Genomic DNA, 22,556 nt, shown 5'->3' with positions numbered 1-22,556 from the left:
CCGAAAGAGCGGACCCCATGAAACGCCTGCCACTCGACGACAGCTTCAAGGTCAATCGCAACCCCGTTACCCTGCGCGAAATCGTGCTGGATAAGCTGCGTAGCGCCATCATGAACTTCCAGCTTCTGCCGGGCGACCGTCTGGTGGAGCGCGATCTGTGCGATCGCCTGGGTGTCAGCCGCACCTCCGTTCGCGAAGCTTTGCGGCACCTCGAATCTGAAGGTCTGGTCGAGTTCGCCGATGCCAAAGGCCCGCGCGTAGCAATCATCACCCTCGCCGATGCCGTCGATATCTACGAATTGCGCTGCGTGCTCGAAGGTTTGATCGTGCAGCTGTTCACCCTACGCGCCAAGGCCAAGGACATCAAAGCCTTGGAAAAGGCCCTCGACGACAACCGCAAGGCGTTGAAGGACGGCGAGTTGCAGCAGGTGATCGACTCGGTGCAGGGCTTCTACGACGTGCTGCTCGAAGGTTCGGGCAACCATGTTGCGGCGACTCAGTTGCGTCAGTTGCAGGCACGCATCAGTTACCTGCGCGCGACCTCGGTGTCGCAGGAAAACCGTCGCGGCGCGAGTAATCAGGAAATGGAAAAAATGGTCGAGGCGATCAAGAGCGGCGATCCGCTGGCGGCCCATCAGGCCTGCGTCGATCACGTTCGTGCTGCCGCTGCCGTGGCCCTCGATTACCTCAAGCGCAAGCAGGAAGAGACCGGTTCTGTCGTTAAAGGCACGCCGGCCATGACCCTGCCGATCGCCTTGAAAGAACCCCGTATAGGTCACTGATATGTTCAGCCCGAGCTATTGCCCGAAATGCGGTGGCCCTGACCTCGGTCAGCAGATACCGCCGGGCGATACGCACGAGCGCCTGATGTGCCGCGGCTGCGGCTACATCCACTACGTCAATCCGAAGATCATTGCCGGCTGCATCATCGAGCAGGACGGCAAATACCTGCTGTGCCAACGGGCGATCCCCCCGCGCCCGGGCACCTGGACGCTGCCCGCAGGTTTCATGGAAAGCGGCGAGACCACCGAGCAGGCGGCGCTGCGCGAAGTCTGGGAAGAAAGCGGCGTGCGCGCGGAAATCGTCTCGCCGTATTCGATTTTCAGCGTGCCGAAGATCAGCGAGGTGTACATCATCTTCCGTGCAATCGCGCTGGAGATCACCGGGCAGTACGGGCCGGAAACCCTCGATTACAAGTTCTTCGCGCCTGAAGACATCCCGTGGGAGCAGATCTATTACCCGGCGATCCGGCAGATTCTCGAGCGTTATATCGAAGAGCGCCAGGCTGGGGTGTATGGGATCTACATGGGCAATGATGACAGCGGCAAGATTCACTTCATCCGCTGATCACATTGATCGTTCCCACGCTCCGCGTGGGAATGCAGCCCGGGACGCTCCGCGTCCTTTCAACAGCCGAACGCGGAGCGTCCGCAGAGGCATTCCCACGCGGAGCGTGGGAACGATCAATCAAAAGATCGCAGCCTTCGGCAGCTCCTACAGGGGTTCTGCATTTCAGAGTGGGGCGATGCCTTCGACGATGATGATTTCCGCCCTCGCCCATTCCTCGCGATAACTCTTCGCTTCCTGGTACGCCGCCGAGTGGTAGCACGCCACGGCTGTTTCGTAGTTTTCAAACTCGATCACCACGCTGCGCTGCGGCGTCTGGCGCCCCTCCATCGCCTCACTACGTCCGCCTCTGGCCAGAAACTTCGCGCCAAACTCAGCGAACGCCGCCGGCGCACGCTGGGTGTATTGGCTGTAGTGATCGGCATCGGCTATATCCACATGAGCAATCCAGTACGCCTTCATAGTGACCTCTTTGTTTATTTTGTATTATGGTATACCAATATATTTCCAACGAACCCTGAGAGTCCAGCATGGCCTTCAACAGCATCGAAGAAATCATCGAAGATTATCGCCTCGGCAAAATGGTCCTGCTGGTCGATGACGAAGACCGCGAAAACGAAGGCGACCTGTTGCTCGCCGCCGACCGTTGCACGCCCGAGGCGATCAGCTTCATGGCCCGTGAAGCACGCGGGCTGATCTGCCTGACGCTGACCGACGAACACTGCCAGCGTTTGGGCCTGGAGCAAATGGTGCCGGCCAATGGCAGCGTGTTCAGCACCGCGTTTACCGTGTCGATTGAAGCGGCGGTCGGCGTGACCACCGGTATTTCGGCGGCAGATCGTGCTTGCACCGTTGCCGCTGCCGTCGCGCCGAATGCCCGCGCTGAAGACCTGGTGCAGCCGGGCCACATCTTCCCGCTGCGCGCCAAGGAAGGTGGCGTGCTGACCCGCGCCGGTCATACCGAAGCCGGTTGCGATCTGGCCCGATTGGCCGGGTTCACGCCGGCCTCGGTTATCGTCGAGGTGATGAACGACGACGGCACCATGGCCCGTCGCCCGGATCTGGAACTGTTCGCGCGCAAGCACGGGATCAAGATCGGCACCATCGCCGACCTGATCCACTATCGCCTGAGCACCGAACACACCATCGAACGGATTGGCGAACGCGAGCTGCCGACGGTGCATGGCACGTTCCGTTTGATCACCTTTGAGGATCGCATCGAGGGCGGCGTGCACATGGCCATGGTCATGGGTGATTTGCGCCGTGAAGAACCGACGCTGGTGCGTGTGCACGTGATCGATCCGCTGCGCGATCTGGTCGGTGCCGAATACAGCGGGCCGACGAACTGGACGCTGTGGGCGGCGTTGCAACGAGTGGCGGCCGAGGGGCATGGAGTTGTGGTGGTGTTGGCCAATCATGAATCGTCGCAGGCGTTGCTGGAACGCGTGCCGCAACTGACCCAGCCGCCGCGACAGTTCAGCCGTTCGCAATCGCGGATTTATTCGGAGGTGGGTACAGGGGCGCAGATTCTGCAGAATCTGGGGGTTGGCAAGCTGCGTCACTTGGGCCCTCCTCTGAAATACGCTGGCCTGACCGGGTATGACCTGGAAGTGGTCGAGAGTATTCCGTTCACCGAGTGAAGCTGCCCTCACCCCAGCCCTCTCCCGGAGGGAGAGGGAGCCTACCGAGGTGTTTGCACGCTATACGCCGACCTGAGATACCGAGCCGAACTCAGGTTTTGAGCAGCACGAAGATCGGCTCCCTTTCCCCCTCTCCCATTGGGAGAGGGCTGGGGTGAGGGGCTGGATTTGAAGTGCACCCTTCATCTCATGCCGAACACATCCAAAAAACCATAATCAACAGATAACCGGTAAGGCAAAGTGCTTGCACAAAGTTTGGAATACCATAATATGATATTCCATAGACCGGACACTCCAACGAACGTCCAGCTACTGCTCCCGACAGGCGGGCAACAACGCAAGCCCGCTCAAAAACACAACAATGAGGGCGTAAAAATGGTGTTGAACAAAGCTGCAACCGCGATCTTTTTTGCGGGACTGCTCAGCGTCACCGGCCAGGCTGCAATGGCTGCCGAAAGCGTGAACTTCGTCAGCTGGGGCGGAAGCACCCAGGATGCGCAGAAACAGGCCTGGGCCGATCCGTTCAGCAAGGCCAGCGGCATCACCGTCGTGCAGGACGGCCCGACCGACTACGGCAAACTCAAAGCCATGGTCGAGAGCGGCAACGTGCAGTGGGACGTGGTCGATGTCGAAGCCGATTTCGCCCTGCGTGCCGCCGCTGAAGGCCTGCTCGAACCCCTCGACTTCAAAGTCATCCAGCGCGACAAGATCGACCCGCGTTTCGTCAGCGATTACGGCGTCGGCTCGTTCTTCTTCTCCTTCGTCCTCGGCTACAACGAGGGCAAACTCGGCGCCAACAAGCCGCAGGACTGGAGCGCCCTGTTCGACACCAAAACCTACCCAGGCAAACGCGCCCTGTACAAATGGCCTAGTCCAGGCGTGCTCGAACTGGCGCTGCTGGCCGACGGCGTAGCGGCTGACAAGCTCTACCCGCTGGATCTGGATCGCGCCTTCAAGAAACTCGACACCATCAAGAAAGACATCGTCTGGTGGGGCGGCGGCGCGCAGTCGCAGCAACTGCTGGCCTCCGGTGAAGCGAGCATGGGCCAGTTCTGGAATGGTCGTATCCACGCCCTGCAAGAAGACGGCGCGCCGGTCGGCGTGAGCTGGAAACAGAATCTGGTCATGGCCGACATTCTGGTGATTCCAAAAGGCTCGAAAAACAAGGATGCGGCGATGAAGTTCCTGGCCAACGCCAGCGGCGCCAAAGGTCAGGCCGACTTCTCCAACCTGACCGCCTACGCCCCGGTCAACCTCGACAGTGTGCAGCGTCTGGATTCGACGCTGGCCCCCAACCTGCCGACTGCCTACGCTAAGGATCAGATCACTCTTGATTTCGCGTACTGGGCCAAAAACGGCCAGGCCATCGCGACACGGTGGAACGAATGGCTGGTCAAATGAAAATGGCGGCCACCGCGTCCCGTCCCTCCACTGCCACCGGGAGCGCCGCAAGCGCTGCCGGTTCGGCCCACGGAACACAGGCGGTTGCGATGCAGCAAGCCCCGTCCCTCAGACAACGCTGGAGCGGCGCCGGCAACCTCGCGCCGGCGCTGCTGTTCATCGGCCTGTTCTTTCTCGCGCCGTTGATTGGCCTGCTGTTGCGCGGCGTGCTCGAACCGACCCCGGGCCTTGGCAACTACGAACAACTGTTCGCCAACTCGGCGTATGCGCGAGTGCTGCTCAACACCTTTTCGGTGGCCGGGCTGGTGACGCTGTTCAGCCTGCTGCTGGGATTTCCGCTCGCCTGGGCGATCACTCTGGTGCCACGCGGCTGGGGACGCTGGATCCTCAACATCGTGCTGCTGTCGATGTGGACCAGCCTGCTCGCCCGCACCTATTCATGGCTGGTGCTGCTGCAAGCGTCCGGCGTGATCAACAAGGCCTTGATGGCGATGGGCATCATCGATCAGCCGCTGGAGATGGTGCACAACCTCACCGGCGTGGTGATCGGCATGAGCTACATCATGATCCCGTTCATCGTCCTGCCGTTGCAGGCGACCATGCAGGCCATCGACCCGATGATTCTGCAGGCCGGCTCGATCTGCGGCGCGAGTCCGTGGACCAACTTCTGGCGGGTGTTTCTGCCGCTGTGCCGGCCGGGTCTGGCGTCAGGCGGGTTGATGGTGTTCGTGATGTCGCTCGGTTACTACGTGACCCCGGCGCTGCTCGGCGGCGCGCAGAACATGATGCTGCCGGAGTTCATCATTCAGCAGGTGCAATCGTTCCTCAACTGGGGTCTGGCCAGTGCCGGCGCCGCGTTGCTGATCGCGATCACTTTGGTGCTGTTCTACTTCTACCTGAAGCTTCAGCCGGAATCCCCGGTTGGCGCCAGTAACGCGAGGTAAGCCGACATGCTCCTGACTCCCAACGCGATGAGCCGGCGCATGCGCTTCGGCCTCTACGCCACCACCGGGCTGATCGGTCTGTTCCTGCTGTTGCCGATTGTGTTTATCGTGCTGCTGTCCTTCGGCTCCTCCCAGTGGCTGGTGTTTCCGCCACCGGGCTGGACGCTGAAATGGTACGGCCAGTTCTTCTCCAACCCGGACTGGATGAACGCCGCGGCGGCCAGCCTCAAGGTTGCCGTGCTAACGACGATCTTTGCGGTGGCCCTTGGTTTGCCGACTGCGTTTGCGCTGGTGCGCGGGCGCTTTCCTGGCCGGGAAATGCTCTACGGTCTGTTCACCCTGCCGATGATCGTGCCGCTGGTGATCATCGCCGTGGCGGTGTACGCGCTGTTTCTCAAGCTCGGTTACACCGGCACGATGTTCGCCTTCGTCGTCAGCCATGTGATCGTCGCGCTGCCGTTCACCATCATCTCGATCATCAACTCGCTGAAGCTGTTCGATCAGTCGATTGAGGACGCGGCGGTGATCTGCGGTGCTTCACGCCTGCAAGCGGTGTTCAAGGTGACGTTCCCGGCGATCCGTCCGGGCATGGTCGCCGGCGCCCTCTTCGCCTTCCTCGTTTCGTGGGACGAAGTGGTGCTCAGCGTGATGATGGCAAGCCCGACCCTGCAAACCCTTCCCGTGAAAATGTGGACCACCCTGCGCCAGGACCTGACGCCAGTGATCGCCGTCGCTTCGACGCTGCTGATCGGCTTGTCGGTGTTGGTCATGGTCATCGCCGCCGCGCTGCGCCGGCGCAACGAAATCAGCGCCTGAGCGCCAGGAGTACGACATGAGTGCCGTGATCAAAGACGCCTCCCAGCAGAATGACAAACCCCTGGTCAGCCTGCGCAACCTGAACAAGCACTACGGCGATTTTGCTGCCGTCGACAACATCTCGCTGGACATCAAGGACGGTGAATTCCTCACCTTCCTCGGCTCCAGCGGCTCGGGCAAGAGCACCACGCTGTCGATGCTCGCCGGGTTTGAAACGCCGAGCAGCGGCGAGATCCTCGTCAACGGTCAGTCGCTGGTGAATGTGCCGCCGCACAAGCGCGACATCGGCATGGTGTTCCAGCGCTACTCGCTGTTCCCGCATTTGTCGGTGCGCGACAACATCGCCTTCCCTTTGGCGATCCGCAAACTGGCGGCGGCCGAGCGCGACAAGCGCGTCGATGCGATGTTGAAACTGGTGCAACTGGAACAGTTCGCGCATCGCCGCCCTTCGCAACTGTCTGGCGGCCAGCAACAACGCGTCGCCATCGCCCGCGCGCTGGTCTACGAGCCACGCATTCTGTTGATGGACGAACCGCTCGGTGCGCTGGATAAAAAACTGCGTGAAGATCTGCAGGATGAACTGCGCCAACTGCATCGCCGTCTGGGCATTACCATTGTTTACGTGACCCACGACCAGGAAGAAGCCATGCGCTTGTCGCAGCGCATTGCAATTTTCAGTCACGGCAAGATTGTCGGCCTGGGCAGCGGTTATGACCTTTATCAAAATCCGCCGAATGCGTTTGTCGCGTCGTTCCTCGGCAACTCGAACTTCCTCAAACTCAAGGCGCAGGGTCATGCGGCGGCGAGTTTTGAGGGGCAGTCGTTGTCGATTCGGCTGACGACGGGCTTGCACACGGATCAGGATGTGTTGCTGATGGTGCGGCCGGAAAAGGCCTTGGCGTTGAGCGTGGCGCAAGCGATCAGCGAACCGTTACCGTCGGGGTGGAACGAGGTGTCAGCGAAGGTTGTGGAAGTGCTGTTCCTCGGCGAAAGCCAGACCTGCAGCGTGGTCACGTCGGGCGGGACTTCGATGACGGTGAAGGCCTTGTCAGCCGCCGGCATGCCGCTCAAGGCCGGCGACCCGGTGCAAGTGCGCTGGGCGACTGCCGATGCTTGCGTGTACACCGAATGGACCGAAGGCGACCTCAACAAGGCTGCCGGTTCTCATTGAGAACGAGTCGCCTGCTCCCCCTCACCCCAGCCCTCTCCCTGAGGGAGAGGGAGCCGACCGAGGCGTCTTGCGTCTGACATCGACCTGAAAGATCAGTGGCGATTATGGATTCACTGAGCAGTTTTCAGGTCGGCATCCCTCTCCAATCTCCCCCAATCAGTCCCCTCTCCCTCTGGGAGAGGGCTAGGGTGAGGGAACCAGTCGACGCGGTATCAGACAATAGCGCGGTAGCCTTCAATTTCGTCCGGCCAAGCGGTGAGGATTTCAAACCCAGTCTCCGTCACCGCAACCATATGCTCCCACTGCGCCGACAACGAGCCATCCTTGGTCAGCACAGTCCAGCCATCCGGCATGTTCTTCACATGGCGTTTACCGGCATTGAGCATCGGCTCTACGGTAAAAATCATCCCGGCCTTGAGCTTCATGCCCTGATTCGGAAAGCCGTAATGCAGAATCTGCGGTTCATCGTGATAGACCTTGCCGATCCCGTGCCCGCAATACTCGCGCACTACGCTGAAGCCCTCCTTCTCCGCCAGGCTCTGGATCGCATGGCCGATATCGCCCAGGGTCGCGCCCGGCTTGACCACGCGAATACCCGCGCACATCGCCTCGTAGGTGGTCTTGATCAGATGCTGCGCTTCAGGCGTCGCCTCGCCGACCACGTACATGCGGCTGGTGTCACCAAACCAGCCATCCTTGATTACCGCGATGTCGAGGTTGACGATGTCGCCATCCTTCAACGGCGTGCCCGACGGAATGCCGTGGCACACGACATCGTTGACCGAGGCGCAGACGGTTTTCGGAAAGCCGTGATAGCCGACGTTGGCCGGCACCGCTTTCTGCACGTTGACGATGTAGTCGTTGCACAGTTTATCGAGCTGATCAGTGGTGACGCCCGCCTTAACGTGCGGCACCAGCATTGCCAACACTTCAGCGGCGAGTTTGCCGGCAGCTCGCGATTGTGCGATGTCGGCCGGGGTGTTGATCTTGATCTGGTTTCTCATGCGCTGACGGCTTCCTGAGTCAGTTGTTGCAAATCCAGCCCGCCGTTCTGTTCGGCGCGGATCAGCAAGCGGCAAATGGCGCTGTGGTCGAGGTTGGGGTGCAGTTCGGCGAGCATGCCGATGCGCATCCAGTGCTCGGCCTGCGCGTTGATCGAGCGGCTGAGGGCGTTGCTGGAGATCCGCAGGTTCTCGTGCATGTCCTCTGAAATCTTTACGATGCCCATATATGAATCCGATACGATGTGTATATGGATCGTATATTAGCCAAGCCCTCACCAAGATTGCAAACACACACGCTGATCGTTCTCACGCTCATGCGTGGGAATGCAGCCCGTGACCAAATCGCAGGCAAAAAAAAGCTGCCAAAAAATGGCAGCGAAAACTTTAAGAACACGCGATGTATTGGGCTCAGCATAGACGCCGGATAATGACAGTGTCATGACAGCGACACATTCACTGAACCGCCCCTGCCCCGTCATCAGGCTGTCATCAAGATCACGGCAGAATCCTCGCAAACCGTCTTGCGCCGCGCGGCGGCTGTTTTGCAAGGATTCCCATGAAAGAAGACGCCTCGCTGTTTGCCGCCATCGACCTGGGTTCGAATGCCTTTCGCCTGATGATCGGCCAATCGGTGCGCAGTCGAAAAGGCTTGCAGATTCAAGAAGTGAAAACCCTGCGCGAGCCGGTGCGCCTTGCCGAAGGCTTTGACGGCGGCGCGCTGGATGCGTTGGCGCTGGATCGTGGCTGGCAGGCCTTGGCCAGGTTCGGCAAGAAACTGCGCGGTTTCGAAGCCGGCCGAGTCCGTGCGGTGGCGACCAGCGCGGTGCGCGAAGCCGACAATGCGCAACTGTTTCTGGCCAGTGCCGAGCGGCATCTGGGATTTCCCATTGACGTGATTTGCGGCCATGAAGAGGCGCGTCTGGTCTACGCCGGCGTCACCCACGCCTTGCCGAGCGCCGCAGACCTGCGCCTGGTGGTCGACATCGGCGGCGGTTCCACTGAGCTGATTCTCGGCCAGGGTTCACAACCGTTGCTCACCGAGAGCATCGCCATCGGCAGTGGCACCTTGAGCACGCGGTTTTTCCGCGGCGGCGAGGTGTCCGCCGGCGCGCTACAGGAAGCCGAACGCTTCGCCATCCTGCAGTTTGAAAAAGTTGCCCGGCGCTACCGGGCTCAGGGCTGGCAGCAAACCATCGGCTCTTCCGGCACCGCGCGCATGCTTGCCAAAGTGCTCAAGGCCAACCACCTCAACGACTTCGGTCAGGACGGCATCACCTATGGCGGGCTGCTGCGCCTGTCGCTGCTGCTGTTGAAGGTGAACAATGTGCAACAGCTCAAGCTCGCCGGCCTGCAAGCCCATCGTCAGAGCATTCTGCCCGGCGGTCTGGTGTTGATGCTCGCGGCATTCAAAGTGTTCGGCATCGCGCAAATGTTGCCGTCGGAACCGGGCCTGCGTCTGGGCGTGTTGCACGGTTTGATGAGCCAGCACTAATCCTCGCCGCGACAGATTCGTCTCCCCTTCAGCGGCGCGATCGACTACCATGCCGCCGCCGGTTTCCAAACGGGATTAATAGGGAATCCGAGGTGCTTGCACAGCATCGATCGGAACTGCCCCCGCAACTGTAGGTGCTGAGCCTGCTCCACGACTGCCACTGGGTGACCCCCGGGAAGGCCGGAGCCAGGCGCTGACGCATCAGTCAGGAGACCTGCCGGCACAGTGACTACTAACCGGCGGGGTGTCCGGGAAGGACATCGTGCCGTGCGCATCAATGCTTGATGCCCGGCCTTGCGCGGTTGCCCTGACTGCGTTCGATGGTGTGTTTCCGATCCGTACTCTCCCGCTCCCCGTACGGTTCCCCTGGAGACTGCCCCATGCTGCTGCCCCGCGTTGCCACCCTCATCACCGGCCTGAGCCTTGGCGCCATGGCGCAAGCGGCACCGACGGTCTATCCGCTGACGATCGAAAACTGCGGCAGCACTCTGACCTTCCAGCACGCGCCGACGCGCACCGTGACCATCGGCCAGGCCGGCACGGAAATGCTCTACGCCATGGGTCTGGGCGACAAAGTCGTCGGCACCTCACTGTGGTTCAACAATGTGCTGAGCACGTACAAAGCGCAGGACGACAAGATCGAGCGTCTGGCTGACAACGAGCCGAGTTTCGAATCGGTGATCGGCAAGCGCCCGGAACTGGTCGCCGTGGAGCTGGAATGGATGGTCGGCCCGCAAGGTGCGGTGGGCACTCGCGAGCAGTTTCATGAACTGAAGATTCCGACGTACCTGCTGCCCTCCGATTGCGAAGCCAAGGACAACCTCGTCGGCGCCGATGGCACGCGGCTGGCGCCGTTTCGCATTGATACGATCTACAAGAGCGTGAGCCAACTGGCGCAGATCTTCGATGTGCAGGAGCGTGGCCGGCAGCTCAACGACGAACTCAAGGCCAGCCTCGCCAGATCGATTGCCACCGCCCAGGGTAAACAGCTCAAGGACGCCAGCGCGCTGGTCTGGTTTTCCAGCGCACAAATGGACATCGAGCCATTCGTGGCCGGGCACAAAGGCATTCCCGACTTCATGCTCAGCACCCTCGGCGTGCGCAACGTGGTGGACTCCGATGAGGAGTGGCCAACCGTTGGCTGGGAAACCATCGCCAAGGCCAATCCAACCTTTCTCGTCATCGCGCGCATGGATCGTCGCCGCTTCCCCGCTGACGACTATGAAAAGAAACTCGCCTTCCTGCGCAGCGATCCGGTGACGCGCAACATGGACGCGGTGAAACACAACCGCATCATCATTCTCGACGCCATGGCCATGCAGGCCAGCCTGCGCATGTTCGACGGCATCGAGCAACTGGCCACGGCCATCAACGGCTATGACCTGTCGCAATGAGTGCCAGCCTGATCCGTACGTTGCTGGCCTTGGCCACGCTGTTGATGGCAGTGGTTGCTGGCGTGGCCATCGGTGAAACTTCGATTGAACCGGGTGTGGTGCTGCAGGTGTTGGCCAACAAACTGTGGGGCGCCGGGTACACGCTCGACCCTATCGATGAAGGCATCGTCTGGAATTACCGCCTGACGCGCGCCCTGGTCGCGGCCGCGTGCGGTGCCGGTCTGGCGACGTGCGGGGTGATTCTGCAATCGCTGCTGCGCAACCCTTTGGCGGATCCGTATCTGCTGGGGATTTCTGCCGGTGCTTCGACCGGGGCAGTGATGGTGGCGCTACTCGGGGTTGGCGCCGGGATGATCTCGCTGTCCGTCGGTGCCTTCGCCGGCGCGGTCACGGCGTTCGTGCTGGTGATTCTGCTGGCGAGAGTCAGCGGTTCGGCCAGCGGCACCGGGCAGATCATTCTCGCCGGGATCGCCGGCTCGCAGCTGTTCAACGCGCTGACGGCGTTTCTGATCACCCGCTCGGCCAGCTCCGAGCAGGCACGCGGGATCATGTTCTGGCTGCTGGGCAATCTGGGCGGCGTGCGCTGGCCATCGGTGTGGCTGGCGGTGCCAGTGGCCGTGTTGGGGTTGGTCGTGTGTCTGTGGCACCGGCGGGCGCTGGATGCGTTCACCTTTGGCGCGGATTCGGCGGCGTCGCTGGGCATTGCGGTGCGACGTGTGCAGATTCTGTTGATTGGCTGCGCGGCGCTGGTGACGGCGGTGATGGTGTCGATTGTCGGATCGATCGGTTTTGTCGGCCTGGTGATCCCCCACGCCGCGCGGCTGTTGCTTGGCACCGGTCACGCGCGGTTGCTGCCGGCCAGTGCCTTGGGCGGTGCGGTGTTTTTGATTGCTGCCGATGTGCTGTCGCGCACGCTGATCAAGGGCCAGGTGATTCCGGTCGGGGTGATTACCGCGCTGGTCGGTGCGCCTGTGTTCGCCTTGATTCTGGTTGGCCGCAGGTCTGCACGATGAACAGTGTTTTGAGTTGTTCTGGTTTGAGCTTCAAGGTGCGCGGCGCCGAGTTGCTCAACGGTGTCAGCCTTGACGTTCAGCGTGGCGAAACCCTCGGCATCGTCGGGCCAAATGGCTCGGGCAAATCCACCCTGTTGAAGTTGCTCGCCGGGTTGCGCGAACCGAGCGCCGGCGAGGTGCTGCTCGACGGCCAGCGCCTCGGCAAAATGGCCCGACGCAGCATTGCGCAGACGCTGGCGGTGGTCGAACAACAGGCCGACACCGACGACGGCATTCGCGTGTTTGATGCCGTGGCGTTAGGGCGCACGCCCTGGCTGTCGGCGCTGCAACCGTGGTCGGCGGACGACGACGCCATCGTCCAGCAGGCGCTCACCGACGTTGACGCGATGCACCTGCGCACGCGTCTCTGGCGCAGCCTCTCGGGGGGTGAACGACAGCGGGTGCATATCGCTCGCGCCTTGGCGCAACGACCGCAAATCCTGTTGCTGGACGAGCCGGCCAATCACCTCGACATTCAGCATCAGTTGACCATTCTCAACGTGGTACAGGCGTTGCCGGTGACCACGTTGATCGCGCTGCATGATCTCAATCAGGCGCTGAAGTGTGATCGTCTGGCGGTGCTGGAGCGCGGGCGACTGGTGGCGTTGGGCGAACCGCTGGCGGTGCTGACGCCGCAGCGGTTACAGGAGACTTTCGGGGTCAGGGCGCATTACCTGACGGACCCGTTCGATGGGGCGCAGATTCTTCGATTCCACTCATGAGGCTGTGCATGTGAGTTGTCTGCCACACCGGGTCAGCGTCGACATCGATGATCTCGAAGCCCTGCCGCTGCCAGAACGCGATGGCGCCCGGTAAAAACGGATGGGTGTGCAGGTAAATCAACTCGACTCCGTCGGCGAGTGCCAGATCCTTGAGCGATCGATACAGTGCACCGGCCAGCCCTGAGCGTCGCTGCGAGGGCAGGACGAACAGACGGACGATTTCCACCACTTTAAAGTCTGGATAGGGCAGGTGCGGAAAGCGCCGGTCGTAAGGGAGATAGCCGATTGAGGCGACAATCTGCCCTTCATGGCGGGCGATCAGAAAACGCCCTGCCCCACGAAGATAAACCTCGGCAAAACGCGCCAGATCGTCGGGCATGCCGGTCGCGCCGAGCTTGGGGAAAAGCTCGGCGCGGGCCTTTAGAACAAAATCCAGTACTTCAGCAATGTCTGCGTCGGCCACGGCCTGGATAACGGGTTGATCACTCATGTAACGGCAAACACCTGGACTGCGGCTGGGCACAGTAGCAACAGCCTCACGGCGATGCCAAGAAAATCCCCGATTCTGAACTTCATACACAACCCTTGTAGGAGTGAGCCTGCTCGCGATGGCGTCGCATCAGTCACTATTAGTTGACTGACACACCGCTATCGCGAGCAGGCTCACTCCTACAGGGGATTGTGTGTATTCCTGTGGTTAAGGGGTCAGGCCAGCTCTTTGCGCAGTTGCCGGGCAGCGGTGACCATGTGCACCAGCGCCGCTTCAGTCTCCGGCCAGCCACGGGTTTTCAAACCGCAGTCCGGGTTGACCCACAGACGCTCGGCCGGAATGCGCTTGGCAGCCTTGCGCAGCAGATTAGCCATTTCCGAAGCATCCGGAACCCGTGGCGAGTGGATGTCGTAGACGCCCGGGCCGATCTCGTTCGGGTAAGCGAACGCTTCAAAGGCATCCAGCAACTCCATGTCGGAACGCGAGGTTTCGATGGTGATCACGTCGGCATCCATCGCCGCGATGGACTCGATCACGTCGTTGAACTCGCTGTAGCACATATGCGTGTGGATCTGCGTTTCGTCTCGCACACCGGAGGCGCACAGGCGGAACACTTCCGTCGCCCAGTCCAGATAATGCTGCCACTGCGCCTGACGCAACGGCAGACCTTCACGAAACGCGGCCTCGTCGATCTGCACGATCTTGATGCCGGCGGCTTCCAGATCCACCACCTCATCGCGGATCGCCAGCGCCAATTGGCGGGCCTGCACTTCACGGCTGACGTCTTCACGCGGGAACGACCACATCAGCATCGTCACCGGACCGGTCAGCATGCCTTTCATGACCTTGTCGGTCAGGCCCTGGGCGTAGCGGATCCACTCGACAGTCATGGCTTTCGGACGGCTGAGGTCGCCGAAGATCACTGCCGGTTTCACGCAACGCGAACCGTAACTTTGTACCCAGCCGAAACGGCTGAACACATAGCCGTCCAGTTGCTCGGCAAAGTATTCGACCATGTCGTTGCGCTCGGCTTCACCGTGTACCAGCACGTCGAGGCCCAGACGCTCCTGAATTTCCACCGCGTGACGGATCTCGCTGTGCATGGCTTCGGTGTATTCGGCTTCAGTCAGCTTGCCTTGTTTGAACGACTGACGAGCGAGGCGGATCGACGCGGTTTGCGGGAACGAACCGATCGTTGTGGTCGGGAACAGCGGCAGATCAAGACCGGCGCGTTGCTTGGCGATGCGCTTGGCAAACAGCGACTGACGCTGGCTGTCCTTGGCCGTAATCGCCGCAACCCGCGCTTGCACCGCAGGCTTGTGAATGCGCGGCGAGGCCGCGCGGGCAGCCTGCACCGAGCGGCTTTCAGTCAATGCACGCAGCACTTTCGGCGCTTCCGGTTGATTGACCGCTTGAGCCAGAACAGCCACTTCTTCGCACTTCTGCACAGCGAAGGCCAGCCAGCTTTTCAACTCGGCATCGAGCTGGTCTTCACGGCCGAGATCCACCGGGCTGTGCAACAGCGAGCAGGACGGCGCGACCCACAAACGCTCGCCCAGACGCTCATGGGCATGGCGCAATGTCGCCAAGGCGTTTTCCAGATCGCAGCGCCAGACGTTACGGCCATTAACCACGCCCAGCGACAACACTTTGTAGGCCGGCAGACGATCAAGAATGGTCGGGTACTGCTCCGGCGCACGCACCAAATCAATGTGCAGGCCGTCGACCGGCAGGTTTGCCGCCAGACCGAGGTTTTCTTCCAGGCCACCGAAGTACGTGGCCAGCAGTTTTTTCAGCGGGTCACGCTGGATCTGGTTATAGGCACGCTCGAAAGCGTTCTTCCATTCCTGCGGCAGATCGAGCACCAGAATCGGTTCGTCGATCTGCACCCACTCGACCCCTTGAGCAGCGAGACGCGCGAAGATCTGCCCGTACAGCGGCAGCAAACGATCGAGCAATTCCAGCTTGTCGAATTCAGCACCTTTGGCCTTGCCCAGCCACAGGTAAGTCAGCGGGCCAATGATCACCGGTTTGACCTTGTGGCCCAGCGCCCGGGCTTCTTCGACTTCTTCGAACAATTGCTCCCAGCCCAGTTGAAACTGCTGATCGACGCTGAATTCCGGGACCAGGTAGTGATAGTTGGTGTCGAACCACTTGGTCATTTCCTCGGCGTGCGCACCGCCGCAGCAACTGTCACTGACGCCACGGGCCATGCCGAACAGGGTTTGCAGATTGGCTTTGCCATCGTGCGGGCGGAAGCGCTCGGGGATCACACCGAACATCAGCGAGTGCGTCAGCACCTGGTCATACCAGGCGAAATCGCCAACCGGCAGCAGCTCGATGCCAGCGTTTTTCTGCAAGTCCCAGTGGGCCTTGCGCAGCTCGCGACCGACGTCACGCAGGCCTGCCTCGTTCAGTTCTCCTTTCCAGAACGCCTCTTGCGCTTTCTTAAGTTCGCGGTCGCGACCGATGCGCGGAAATCCAAGGGAATGGGCCAGTGCCATAACAAACAACTCCAATGTCTTGTTGATGGCGGTCATTGTCGGCAGCAGCACGTGGTGAGACAAACTCATTTTAATCCTGATCACCACAAGTATTGCTCATGATCAATCGTTCGCTGCCTGCCCCCCGAAAGGCACCGGCCCTGTGCGCTGCCAAAAATACCGGGCTGTTTTCGCTGCAGGAAATTGCTTCACGAATCAAGCTATTGATGGCCGTGAAGACGCCCTTTGGATACTCAATGGCGCCTCCATGTAAACCCAGGTAAACCGTGCCCTGCAGCCCTCCGATTTGGTTCTATCGTTAGATCGAATTGGCTGTATTTGCGACGGACTAATGGTTGCGACAGAGCAGGTCTGAGCCTATGTTGCACGCGAGTCTTTTCCCCGCGATTGGAACGCGATCAACACCACCAAGAGGTGAAGAAATGTCAAAGGAATCACGCCCTGCCGTACTTGGGCTGATCGGCAATACTCCGCTTGTGCAAGTCACCCGCTTCGACACCGGGCCTTGCACGCTGTTTCTCAAACTTGAATCGCAGAACCCTGGGGGCTCGATCAAGGACCGCATCGGCCTGGCGATGATCGACGCCGCCGAACGCGATGGACGCCTGCAACCCGGCGGCACCATCGTCGAGGCCACCGCCGGCAACACCGGTCTGGGCCTGGCATTGGTAGGCCGCGCCAAAGGCTATCGCGTGGTGCTGGTCGTGCCGGACAAAATGTCCACCGAAAAAGTCCTGCACTTGAAGGCAATGGGCGCCGAGGTGCACATCACCCGCTCCGACGTCGGCAAGGGTCATCCCGAGTATTACCAGGACGTCGCCGCGCGTTTGGCGAAAGACATTCCCGGCGCGTTTTTCGCCGACCAGTTCAACAACCCGGCCAACCCGTTGGCGCATGAATGCAGTACTGCGCCGGAGATCTGGGCGCAGACCGAACATGATCTGGACGCCATCGTCGTGGGTGTCGGTTCGGCCGGCACGCTGACGGGCCTGAGCCGCTTCTTCAAACGCGTGCAGCCGGATCTGGAAATGGTCCTCGCCGACCCGGTCGGTTCGGTGATGGCGCAATACAGCCGCGACGGCTCCCTGCCGACGCCCGGCTCTTGGGCGGTGGAAGGCATCGGTGAAGACTTCATTCCATCGATCACCGACCTCTCCAGCGTGCGCCACGCCTACTCGATCAGCGATGAAGAGAGCTTCGATCACGCCCGCCAGTTGCTCAAGGCCGAGGGCATTCTCGGCGGCTCGTCGACCGGCACCCTGCTCGCGGCGGCGCTGCGTTATTGCCGCGAACAGACCGAGCCGAAACGTGTGGTCAGCTTTGTCTGCGACACCGGCACGCGCTATCTGTCGAAGGTCTACAACGACCAGTGGATGACCGATCAAGGCCTGTTGCAACGCAAGGGTTACGGTGATTTGCGTGACCTCATCGCCCGGCGCTTCGAGGACGGCCGCGTGATCAGCGTCGGCCCTGACGACACCCTGCTGACCGCGTTCCAGCGCATGCGCCTGGCCGATGTCTCGCAATTGCCGGTGCTGGTGGAAGGCAAGCAACTGGTCGGCGTGATCGACGAATCGGACATCCTGCTGCCTGTGCACGAAGATGCATCCCGCTTCAGCCAATCGGTCTCCAGCGTGATGACCGACAAGCTGCAAACCCTTGCCCCCGGCGCCAGCCTTTCCGAGCTGGAAGCGGTGCTCAGCCGTGGCCTCGTCGCCATCATCGCCGATGCATCGGGTTTCCATGGCCTGATCACGCGCACCGACATGCTCAACCAATTACGGAGATCCCTCGCATGAGTCAGCACGACGATAAATCCCAAGGCTTCGCGACCCGGGTGATTCACGCCGGGCAAACGCCGGACCCGACCACCGGCGCGCTGATGCCGCCGATCTACGCCAACTCCACCTACCTGCAAGACAGCCCTGGCGTGCACAAGGGCTTCGACTACGGGCGCTCGCACAATCCGACGCGTTTTGCGTTGGAGCGTTGTGTGGCCGATCTTGAAGGTGGCACCCGCGCGTTCGCCTTCGCGTCCGGGCTGGCGACGATCTCCACCGTCCTCGAACTGATCGATGCCGGTTCGCACGTCATCTCCGGCAATGACCTCTATGGCGGCACCTTTCGCCTGTTCGACAAGGTGCGCCAGCGCAGTGCCGGGCATCGTTTCAGCTATGTCGATCTGACTGATCTGGCAGCGTTCGAAGCGGCGCTGCAGGACGACACGCGTCTGGTCATCGTCGAGTCGCCAACCAACCCGTTGCTGAGCCTGTCGGATCTGGCCGCGATTGCGCGCATCTGCCGTGCACGCGGGATCATCAGCGTGGCTGACAACACCTTTGCCAGCCCGTATATCCAGCGGCCGCTGGAGCTGGGTTTCGACATCGTGCTGCACTCGACCACCAAGTATTTGAACGGTCACTCCGACGTGATCGGCGGCATCGCCGTGGTCGGCCAGAACGAAGAACTGGCCGAGAAGCTGGGCTTTTTGCAGAACGCGGTCGGTGCGATTTCCGGGCCGTTCGATGCGTTTCTCACCCTGCGCGGGGTCAAGACTCTGGCGCTGCGCATGGAGCGTCATTGCAGCAACGCGCTGGATCTGGCGCAGTGGCTGGAGCAACAGCCGCAGGTTAAACGCGTTTACTACCCGGGGCTGGCCTCGCATCCGCAGCATGAATTGGCCAAGCGCCAGATGCGCGGTTTCGGCGGGATGATTTCCGTCGACCTGAACAGTGACCTGGACGGTGCGCGACGTTTTCTCGAGAACGTGAAGATCTTCGCCCTGGCGGAAAGTCTCGGCGGCGTGGAAAGCCTGATTGAACATCCGGCGATCATGACCCATGCGACCATCCCGGCCGATACCCGCGCCAAACTGGGCATTGGCGATGGCCTGGTGCGTCTGTCGGTGGGTGTTGAAGACGTCGAAGACCTGCGCGCGGATCTCGCGCAGGCGCTGCAATCGATCTGACCTTGCAAGAACGACAAAGCCCGCACGAAGCGGGCTTTGGTGTTCGAGTAGGCGGCCAGTGCTGGTCTCTGGCTTACAAGGTTTATCGGGCTTCCCACAGTACCGGGTCAAATTGAAAGTTAGTGCCTCGGCTGCTTCACACGGCATAAGGGCTGGATCTCAGCGCGGAGATCTTTCTAACCGTGTACCTTTCGGAGCGCGCCCCACGCCCCCTTGCTATCCGATTGCGCATCAGTCTGCGTCTTCGCCTACATCTTTGAGCCTAGCAAAGGCTCGTGGACTTGAATCAGAGTTTTTAGACTGATTTGAGCTTTGCCCGAATCGGGCAGGAAGAGAAGCGCCTAAAGGCCGTCGATCCCCCCGCCGTACCGCTGCGCTATCGCGATCTATACTCAATCAGTTCGATTATGTTTATGTCGACACCCGCGCGCCAGACGGCGTGCCCGTGCCTTTCGCCCACCAGACGACCCAGGCCAATGAGTCGCACTGCCAGCGAGCATACGGCGAGCGATGCCTTGTCGCTTTGTGGCTGCCGGGTCATGGAGAAAACTATGAAACACAAGCTGTTGTCAGGCGTGCTTCTGGCGGTCGTGGCGACCGTTGTGGTGCCCAATGTCTGGGCCGCGCAGCCGCAGGCGTTGGCTTCCGATGGATCGGATCATGTCGGGGCCGGAGCGGTAGCTTCGGATGGTGCTGATCATGTGGGTGCGGGCGCGGTGGCTTCCGATGGGGCTGATCATGTCGGCGCTGGTGCGGTGGCTTCTGATGGTGCCGATCATGTTGGTGCGGGTGCCGTGGCTTCTGATGGCGCCGATCATGTTGGCGCTGGCGCAGTCGCTTCTGATGGCGCCGATCATGTTGGCGCTGGCGAAGTCGCTTCTGATGGCGCCGACCATGTTGGCGCAGGCGCGGTGGCTTCTGACGGCGCTGACCATGTTGGCGCAGGCGCGGTAGCTTCTGACGGCGCTGATCATGTTGGCGCAGGCGCGGTGGCTTCTGACGGCGCTGACCATGTTGGCGCAGGCGCGGTGGCTTCTGACGGCGCTGACCATGTTGGCGCAGGCGCGGTGGCTTCTGACGGCGCTGACCATGTTGGCGCGGGCGCGGTCGCTTCTGACGGTGCCGACCATGTTGGTGCAGGCGCATTGGCTGCAGATGGCGCCGATCGTACGGGCGTCAACCGGGTGGCCTATTCTCGTGTCGGCGTTGGCTCTGATCGAGTTGCCTCAGCATTGATGACGGGCAGCTATTCCGACCAGTTCAACAGCCCACAGTAACCCTCTCTCGGCGCAACAGGCGGATCCTTCCAGCCGCCTGTTGAGCGCCGCACTAGCACATTTGTGCTAATCGACCGCCCTGTCGCCGGGCGCTATATTCCCACGCAACCCCCGATGCTACTCAACGTTGCCTGTTTGCAGCGTGCGGGATCGTTGTGCCTGGACATCAAAAAAGACCAAGGAAGAAACACCATGAAATCCCTGATCGCAACACTCACCCTCAGCGCCCTGTTCCTCACGGGCTGCGCCACACCCAAACAATGGGAAGCCACCGGCGGCAGCAAAAACGATGGCATCGTCCAGGTCTCCTATGAACTGGGTCAATTCGAAAGCGGCCAGACCAGCGCCGAACAAGGCCTGACCGTCGCCGCACAACGCTGCAAGACCTGGGGCTACAAAAACGCCGAGGTTACCGGTTCCGAGAAAAACAACTGCCGCACCATGGGCCAATACAACTGCCTGCAAACCACCATCACCCAGGATTACCTGTGCAAACGATAGACGCCTGACCCTGTAGGAGCTGACGAGTGCAACGAGGCTGCGATCTTTTGATCTTGCTCTTCACGTCAACATCAAAAGATCGCAGCGTGCCGCAGCGCCTACAGGGTTTCGGGTTGTGGTCGACGTTCGCGCAGGGTACGCAAGGTCGCGCGCAGTTCCGCCGGGCGTACCGGTTTGGACAGGATGGCGATGTCGCGGTCGTGCAGGGCTGCCTGGATTTTTTCGACGTCATGTCCGGTGATGATCATCGCTGGCACAGCCCAACCGCGCTGCCTGCGCACATCGTCGATGCATTCGATACCGGTAGCGTGGGTGCCGAGGTCATAGTCGGCAACGATGATGTCGCAGTCGGTAATCAGATTCTGCCCGCTCAGCTCCGCCTGCACCGAGCAGCCCCAGCGCTCCAATAACGCCGAAGTCGCAAGCAACACATTGCGATCATCCTCCACCAGACACACCTTCAAGCCGGTCAGCAAACCGACCTGGCGCACCTCATCCCGATTGACCGCCGACTGCGGCGGCGCGGTGATCGGCAACCCGTACAAGGTCACCGCCGTTCCCCGCCCGAGCCGCGAGCGCAGGGCAACACCCACGCCAATCAACTCCCCCAGACGCTTGACGATCGACAGCCCCAGCCCCACGCCTTCGACGTCTTTGTCGCGCACTTGCCGCACCCGGTAAAACTCCTCGAACACCTTGCCCAGATGCTCCTCGGCGATACCGTTGCCACGGTCATAAACCACGATCGCCAGCCCTGCCCCGCGCCGACGCACGCCGATCAACACCGGCCGATGCGCACCGTATTTGAAGCAGTTGGACAGCACGTTCTGCACCATGGTCGCCAGCAACGCCGGATCGGTCTGAACCCAGTACTGGCAAGCACGCAAACGCAGCTCAACGCCGGCCCAACGAGCGGCTTCAGCGTTCTGGCGAATCAAATCCGCCAGCCATTCGCCCAGATTCACGCTTTGCAGCTTGGGCAAGACACGACCGTTATCGAGGGTGTATAGGTCGAGAATCGAGCGAAACAACTGCGACACGTTGAGCAACGAACGGTCGATGTTGTCGACCAACCGCCGCTCGTCATCACCCAATCGCGACTCACGCAGGCACGCGGTAAACAGGCCAATCGAATGGATCGGCTGACGCAGGTCATGACTGGCCTGGGCAAGAAAGCGCGACTTTTCCAGATTCGCCGCAACCGCTTCTTCGGAGGCCTTGCGCGTACGTTCCAGCAACAAATGCGCATAAAACGGAATCACCGTGCTGGTGAGCATCAGCATCAACACCATGAACGGTTGCGCCTGCCACACCGGCGTCAGTCGATAAACACACAGCAATGCCAGCAACGCCAGTGCGGTGGCAATCGCCAGATAGCGCGAGCCGTAGCGCATGCCATTGCCAAGGTTGACCCAAATGATCACCGCATACAGCGGCAGCGCCATCTCGCCACCCACCACCAGACCAAAGCAGGTGCCGGTGTAATCGTGGATCATGCCGAAAATCCGTCGCGCCGGGTAATGCCCCGGCCAGCGCGCAATCGCCTGACGCAGGGCGATGGAGGCCAACAAAAACACAATGATGTAGGTAATGATCGGCAGGTACGTATCGAAGCGCTGCCCCGGCAAAAAACCCAGTATGAGCATGTAAACCACGGCAATGCTGGCAATGATAATGCGCAGATTGGCCTGGTCGAGTTCGGTGTTTTTCTCGAACTTCATGGTCAAACGTCCTTGTGCGGCAATCGTCAGTTTCCGAATCAGCCTACAGGCAACCTTCGCGCCCGGTGCTAAGGTGCAAGCCTTGAACAACGCTTGACCCAGGGAGGGTCAC

22 protein-coding genes and 1 riboswitch are annotated in these 22,556 nt (G+C 60.9%); of the genes, 15 read left to right on the top strand and 7 right to left on the bottom strand.

Annotation, left to right across the window (positions count from 1 at the left end; translation table 11 throughout):
- The first annotated feature begins 17 nt into the window (after window positions 1-17).
- Entirely contained in the window at window positions 18-782 is a 765-nt protein-coding gene (locus P3G59_RS12640) for a GntR family transcriptional regulator (RefSeq protein WP_277761806.1), read from the top strand.
- Window position 783: 1 nt separating this feature from the next.
- Window positions 784-1,347, top strand: coding sequence for an NUDIX hydrolase (locus tag P3G59_RS12635; protein ID WP_150730905.1), 564 nt, complete (start codon window positions 784-786; stop codon window positions 1,345-1,347).
- 165 nt (window positions 1,348-1,512) lie between these two features.
- On the opposite strand, the gene P3G59_RS12630 is transcribed toward P3G59_RS12635, so the two are convergent.
- Window positions 1,513-1,809, bottom strand: a complete 297-nt coding sequence (locus P3G59_RS12630) for a DUF1330 domain-containing protein (protein ID WP_277761805.1) — start codon at window positions 1,807-1,809, stop codon at window positions 1,513-1,515.
- A 68-nt stretch (window positions 1,810-1,877) separates the two neighbouring features.
- On the opposite strand from P3G59_RS12630, the gene ribBA reads away from it, so the two are divergent.
- From ribBA to P3G59_RS12605, 5 genes are all read left to right on the top strand, one after another.
- On the top strand, window positions 1,878-2,987 hold the full coding sequence (ribBA, locus tag P3G59_RS12625) for a bifunctional 3,4-dihydroxy-2-butanone-4-phosphate synthase/GTP cyclohydrolase II (RefSeq protein ID WP_277761804.1): 1,110 nt from the start codon (window positions 1,878-1,880) through the stop codon (window positions 2,985-2,987).
- A gap of 375 nt (window positions 2,988-3,362) precedes the next feature.
- Window positions 3,363-4,388 carry an ABC transporter substrate-binding protein gene (locus P3G59_RS12620; RefSeq protein WP_277761803.1) on the top strand — a complete coding sequence of 342 codons (1,026 nt, stop codon included), beginning with the start codon at window positions 3,363-3,365 and terminating at the stop codon, window positions 4,386-4,388.
- Entirely contained in the window at window positions 4,385-5,332 is a 948-nt protein-coding gene (locus P3G59_RS12615; RefSeq protein ID WP_277762143.1) for an ABC transporter permease, read from the top strand. The genes P3G59_RS12620 and P3G59_RS12615 overlap by 4 nt, the downstream gene beginning before the upstream one ends.
- Window positions 5,333-5,338: 6 nt before the next feature.
- A complete protein-coding gene (locus P3G59_RS12610; protein WP_122594265.1) occupies window positions 5,339-6,148 on the top strand; it encodes an ABC transporter permease in 810 nt (269 codons plus the stop codon).
- Window positions 6,149-6,164: 16 nt separating this feature from the next.
- On the top strand, window positions 6,165-7,319 hold the full coding sequence (locus P3G59_RS12605; protein ID WP_277761802.1) for an ABC transporter ATP-binding protein: 1,155 nt from the start codon (window positions 6,165-6,167) through the stop codon (window positions 7,317-7,319).
- 212 nt (window positions 7,320-7,531) lie between these two features.
- Here P3G59_RS12605 and map read toward each other — a convergent pair whose 3' ends face one another.
- Together map and P3G59_RS12595 are read right to left on the bottom strand one after the other, a co-directional pair.
- Window positions 7,532-8,323, bottom strand: a complete 792-nt coding sequence (gene map, locus P3G59_RS12600; RefSeq protein WP_277761801.1) for a type I methionyl aminopeptidase — start codon at window positions 8,321-8,323, stop codon at window positions 7,532-7,534.
- Complete coding sequence (locus P3G59_RS12595; RefSeq protein ID WP_007918027.1) at window positions 8,320-8,547, bottom strand: ParD-like family protein; 228 nt, start codon at window positions 8,545-8,547, stop codon at window positions 8,320-8,322. Before P3G59_RS12595 ends, map begins: the two co-directional genes overlap by 4 nt.
- A 332-nt stretch (window positions 8,548-8,879) precedes the next feature.
- Between P3G59_RS12595 and P3G59_RS12590 the strand changes: the two genes are divergently transcribed.
- From P3G59_RS12590 to P3G59_RS12575, 4 genes are all read left to right on the top strand, one after another.
- Window positions 8,880-9,815 (top strand): Ppx/GppA family phosphatase, encoded by a 936-nt coding sequence (locus tag P3G59_RS12590; RefSeq protein ID WP_277761800.1) that lies wholly within the window; start codon window positions 8,880-8,882, stop codon window positions 9,813-9,815.
- Window positions 9,816-9,857: 42 nt separating this feature from the next.
- Window positions 9,858-10,052: riboswitch (cobalamin riboswitch) on the top strand.
- Window positions 10,053-10,195: 143 nt separating this feature from the next.
- Complete coding sequence (locus P3G59_RS12585) at window positions 10,196-11,209, top strand: ABC transporter substrate-binding protein (RefSeq protein ID WP_277761799.1); 1,014 nt, start codon at window positions 10,196-10,198, stop codon at window positions 11,207-11,209.
- Window positions 11,210-11,217: 8 nt separating this feature from the next.
- On the top strand, window positions 11,218-12,222 hold the full coding sequence (locus tag P3G59_RS12580; protein WP_277762142.1) for an iron ABC transporter permease: 1,005 nt from the start codon (window positions 11,218-11,220) through the stop codon (window positions 12,220-12,222).
- Window positions 12,219-12,983 (top strand): ABC transporter ATP-binding protein, encoded by a 765-nt coding sequence (locus P3G59_RS12575; RefSeq protein WP_277761798.1) that lies wholly within the window; start codon window positions 12,219-12,221, stop codon window positions 12,981-12,983. Before P3G59_RS12580 ends, P3G59_RS12575 begins: the two co-directional genes overlap by 4 nt.
- On the opposite strand, the gene P3G59_RS12570 is transcribed toward P3G59_RS12575, so the two are convergent.
- On the bottom strand, window positions 12,922-13,473 hold the full coding sequence (locus tag P3G59_RS12570; protein WP_277761797.1) for a GNAT family N-acetyltransferase: 552 nt from the start codon (window positions 13,471-13,473) through the stop codon (window positions 12,922-12,924). The two genes, P3G59_RS12575 and P3G59_RS12570, sit on opposite strands and share 62 nt — an antisense overlap.
- Window positions 13,474-13,688: 215 nt before the next feature.
- Window positions 13,689-15,977 (bottom strand): 5-methyltetrahydropteroyltriglutamate--homocysteine S-methyltransferase, encoded by a 2,289-nt coding sequence (gene metE / locus P3G59_RS12565; protein ID WP_277762141.1) that lies wholly within the window; start codon window positions 15,975-15,977, stop codon window positions 13,689-13,691.
- 422 nt (window positions 15,978-16,399) lie between these two features.
- On the opposite strand from metE, the gene P3G59_RS12560 reads away from it, so the two are divergent.
- Both P3G59_RS12560 and P3G59_RS12555 read left to right on the top strand, forming a co-directional pair.
- Window positions 16,400-17,776: a pyridoxal-phosphate dependent enzyme gene (locus tag P3G59_RS12560; RefSeq protein ID WP_277761796.1), complete on the top strand. Its 1,377-nt coding sequence runs from the start codon at window positions 16,400-16,402 to the stop codon at window positions 17,774-17,776.
- Window positions 17,773-18,945 (top strand): cystathionine gamma-synthase, encoded by a 1,173-nt coding sequence (locus tag P3G59_RS12555; RefSeq protein WP_277761795.1) that lies wholly within the window; start codon window positions 17,773-17,775, stop codon window positions 18,943-18,945. The genes P3G59_RS12560 and P3G59_RS12555 overlap by 4 nt, the downstream gene beginning before the upstream one ends.
- 569 nt (window positions 18,946-19,514) lie before the next feature.
- Here the strand turns inward: P3G59_RS12555 and P3G59_RS12550 are convergent.
- Window positions 19,515-19,919, bottom strand: a complete 405-nt coding sequence (locus P3G59_RS12550; protein ID WP_277761794.1) for a hypothetical protein — start codon at window positions 19,917-19,919, stop codon at window positions 19,515-19,517.
- Here P3G59_RS12550 and P3G59_RS12545 point away from each other — a divergent pair.
- Together P3G59_RS12545 and yecR are read left to right on the top strand one after the other, a co-directional pair.
- Window positions 19,918-20,181: a hypothetical protein gene (locus tag P3G59_RS12545; RefSeq protein ID WP_277761793.1), complete on the top strand. Its 264-nt coding sequence runs from the start codon at window positions 19,918-19,920 to the stop codon at window positions 20,179-20,181. The two genes, P3G59_RS12550 and P3G59_RS12545, sit on opposite strands and share 2 nt — an antisense overlap.
- A 233-nt stretch (window positions 20,182-20,414) precedes the next feature.
- On the top strand, window positions 20,415-20,723 hold the full coding sequence (gene yecR / locus P3G59_RS12540; protein WP_277761792.1) for a YecR family lipoprotein: 309 nt from the start codon (window positions 20,415-20,417) through the stop codon (window positions 20,721-20,723).
- Between the two features lie 98 nt (window positions 20,724-20,821).
- Here the strand turns inward: yecR and P3G59_RS12535 are convergent, their stop codons facing one another.
- A complete protein-coding gene (locus tag P3G59_RS12535; protein WP_277761791.1) occupies window positions 20,822-22,444 on the bottom strand; it encodes a hybrid sensor histidine kinase/response regulator in 1,623 nt (540 codons plus the stop codon).
- Window positions 22,445-22,556 lie beyond the last annotated feature (112 nt).

It is taken from the genome of Pseudomonas sp. A34-9 (assembly GCF_029543085.1).
Classification (GTDB): Bacteria; Pseudomonadota; Gammaproteobacteria; order Pseudomonadales; family Pseudomonadaceae; genus Aquipseudomonas.
Note: the sequence above shows the minus strand (reverse complement) of the source record. Positions and strands in the feature narration are given on the sequence as shown.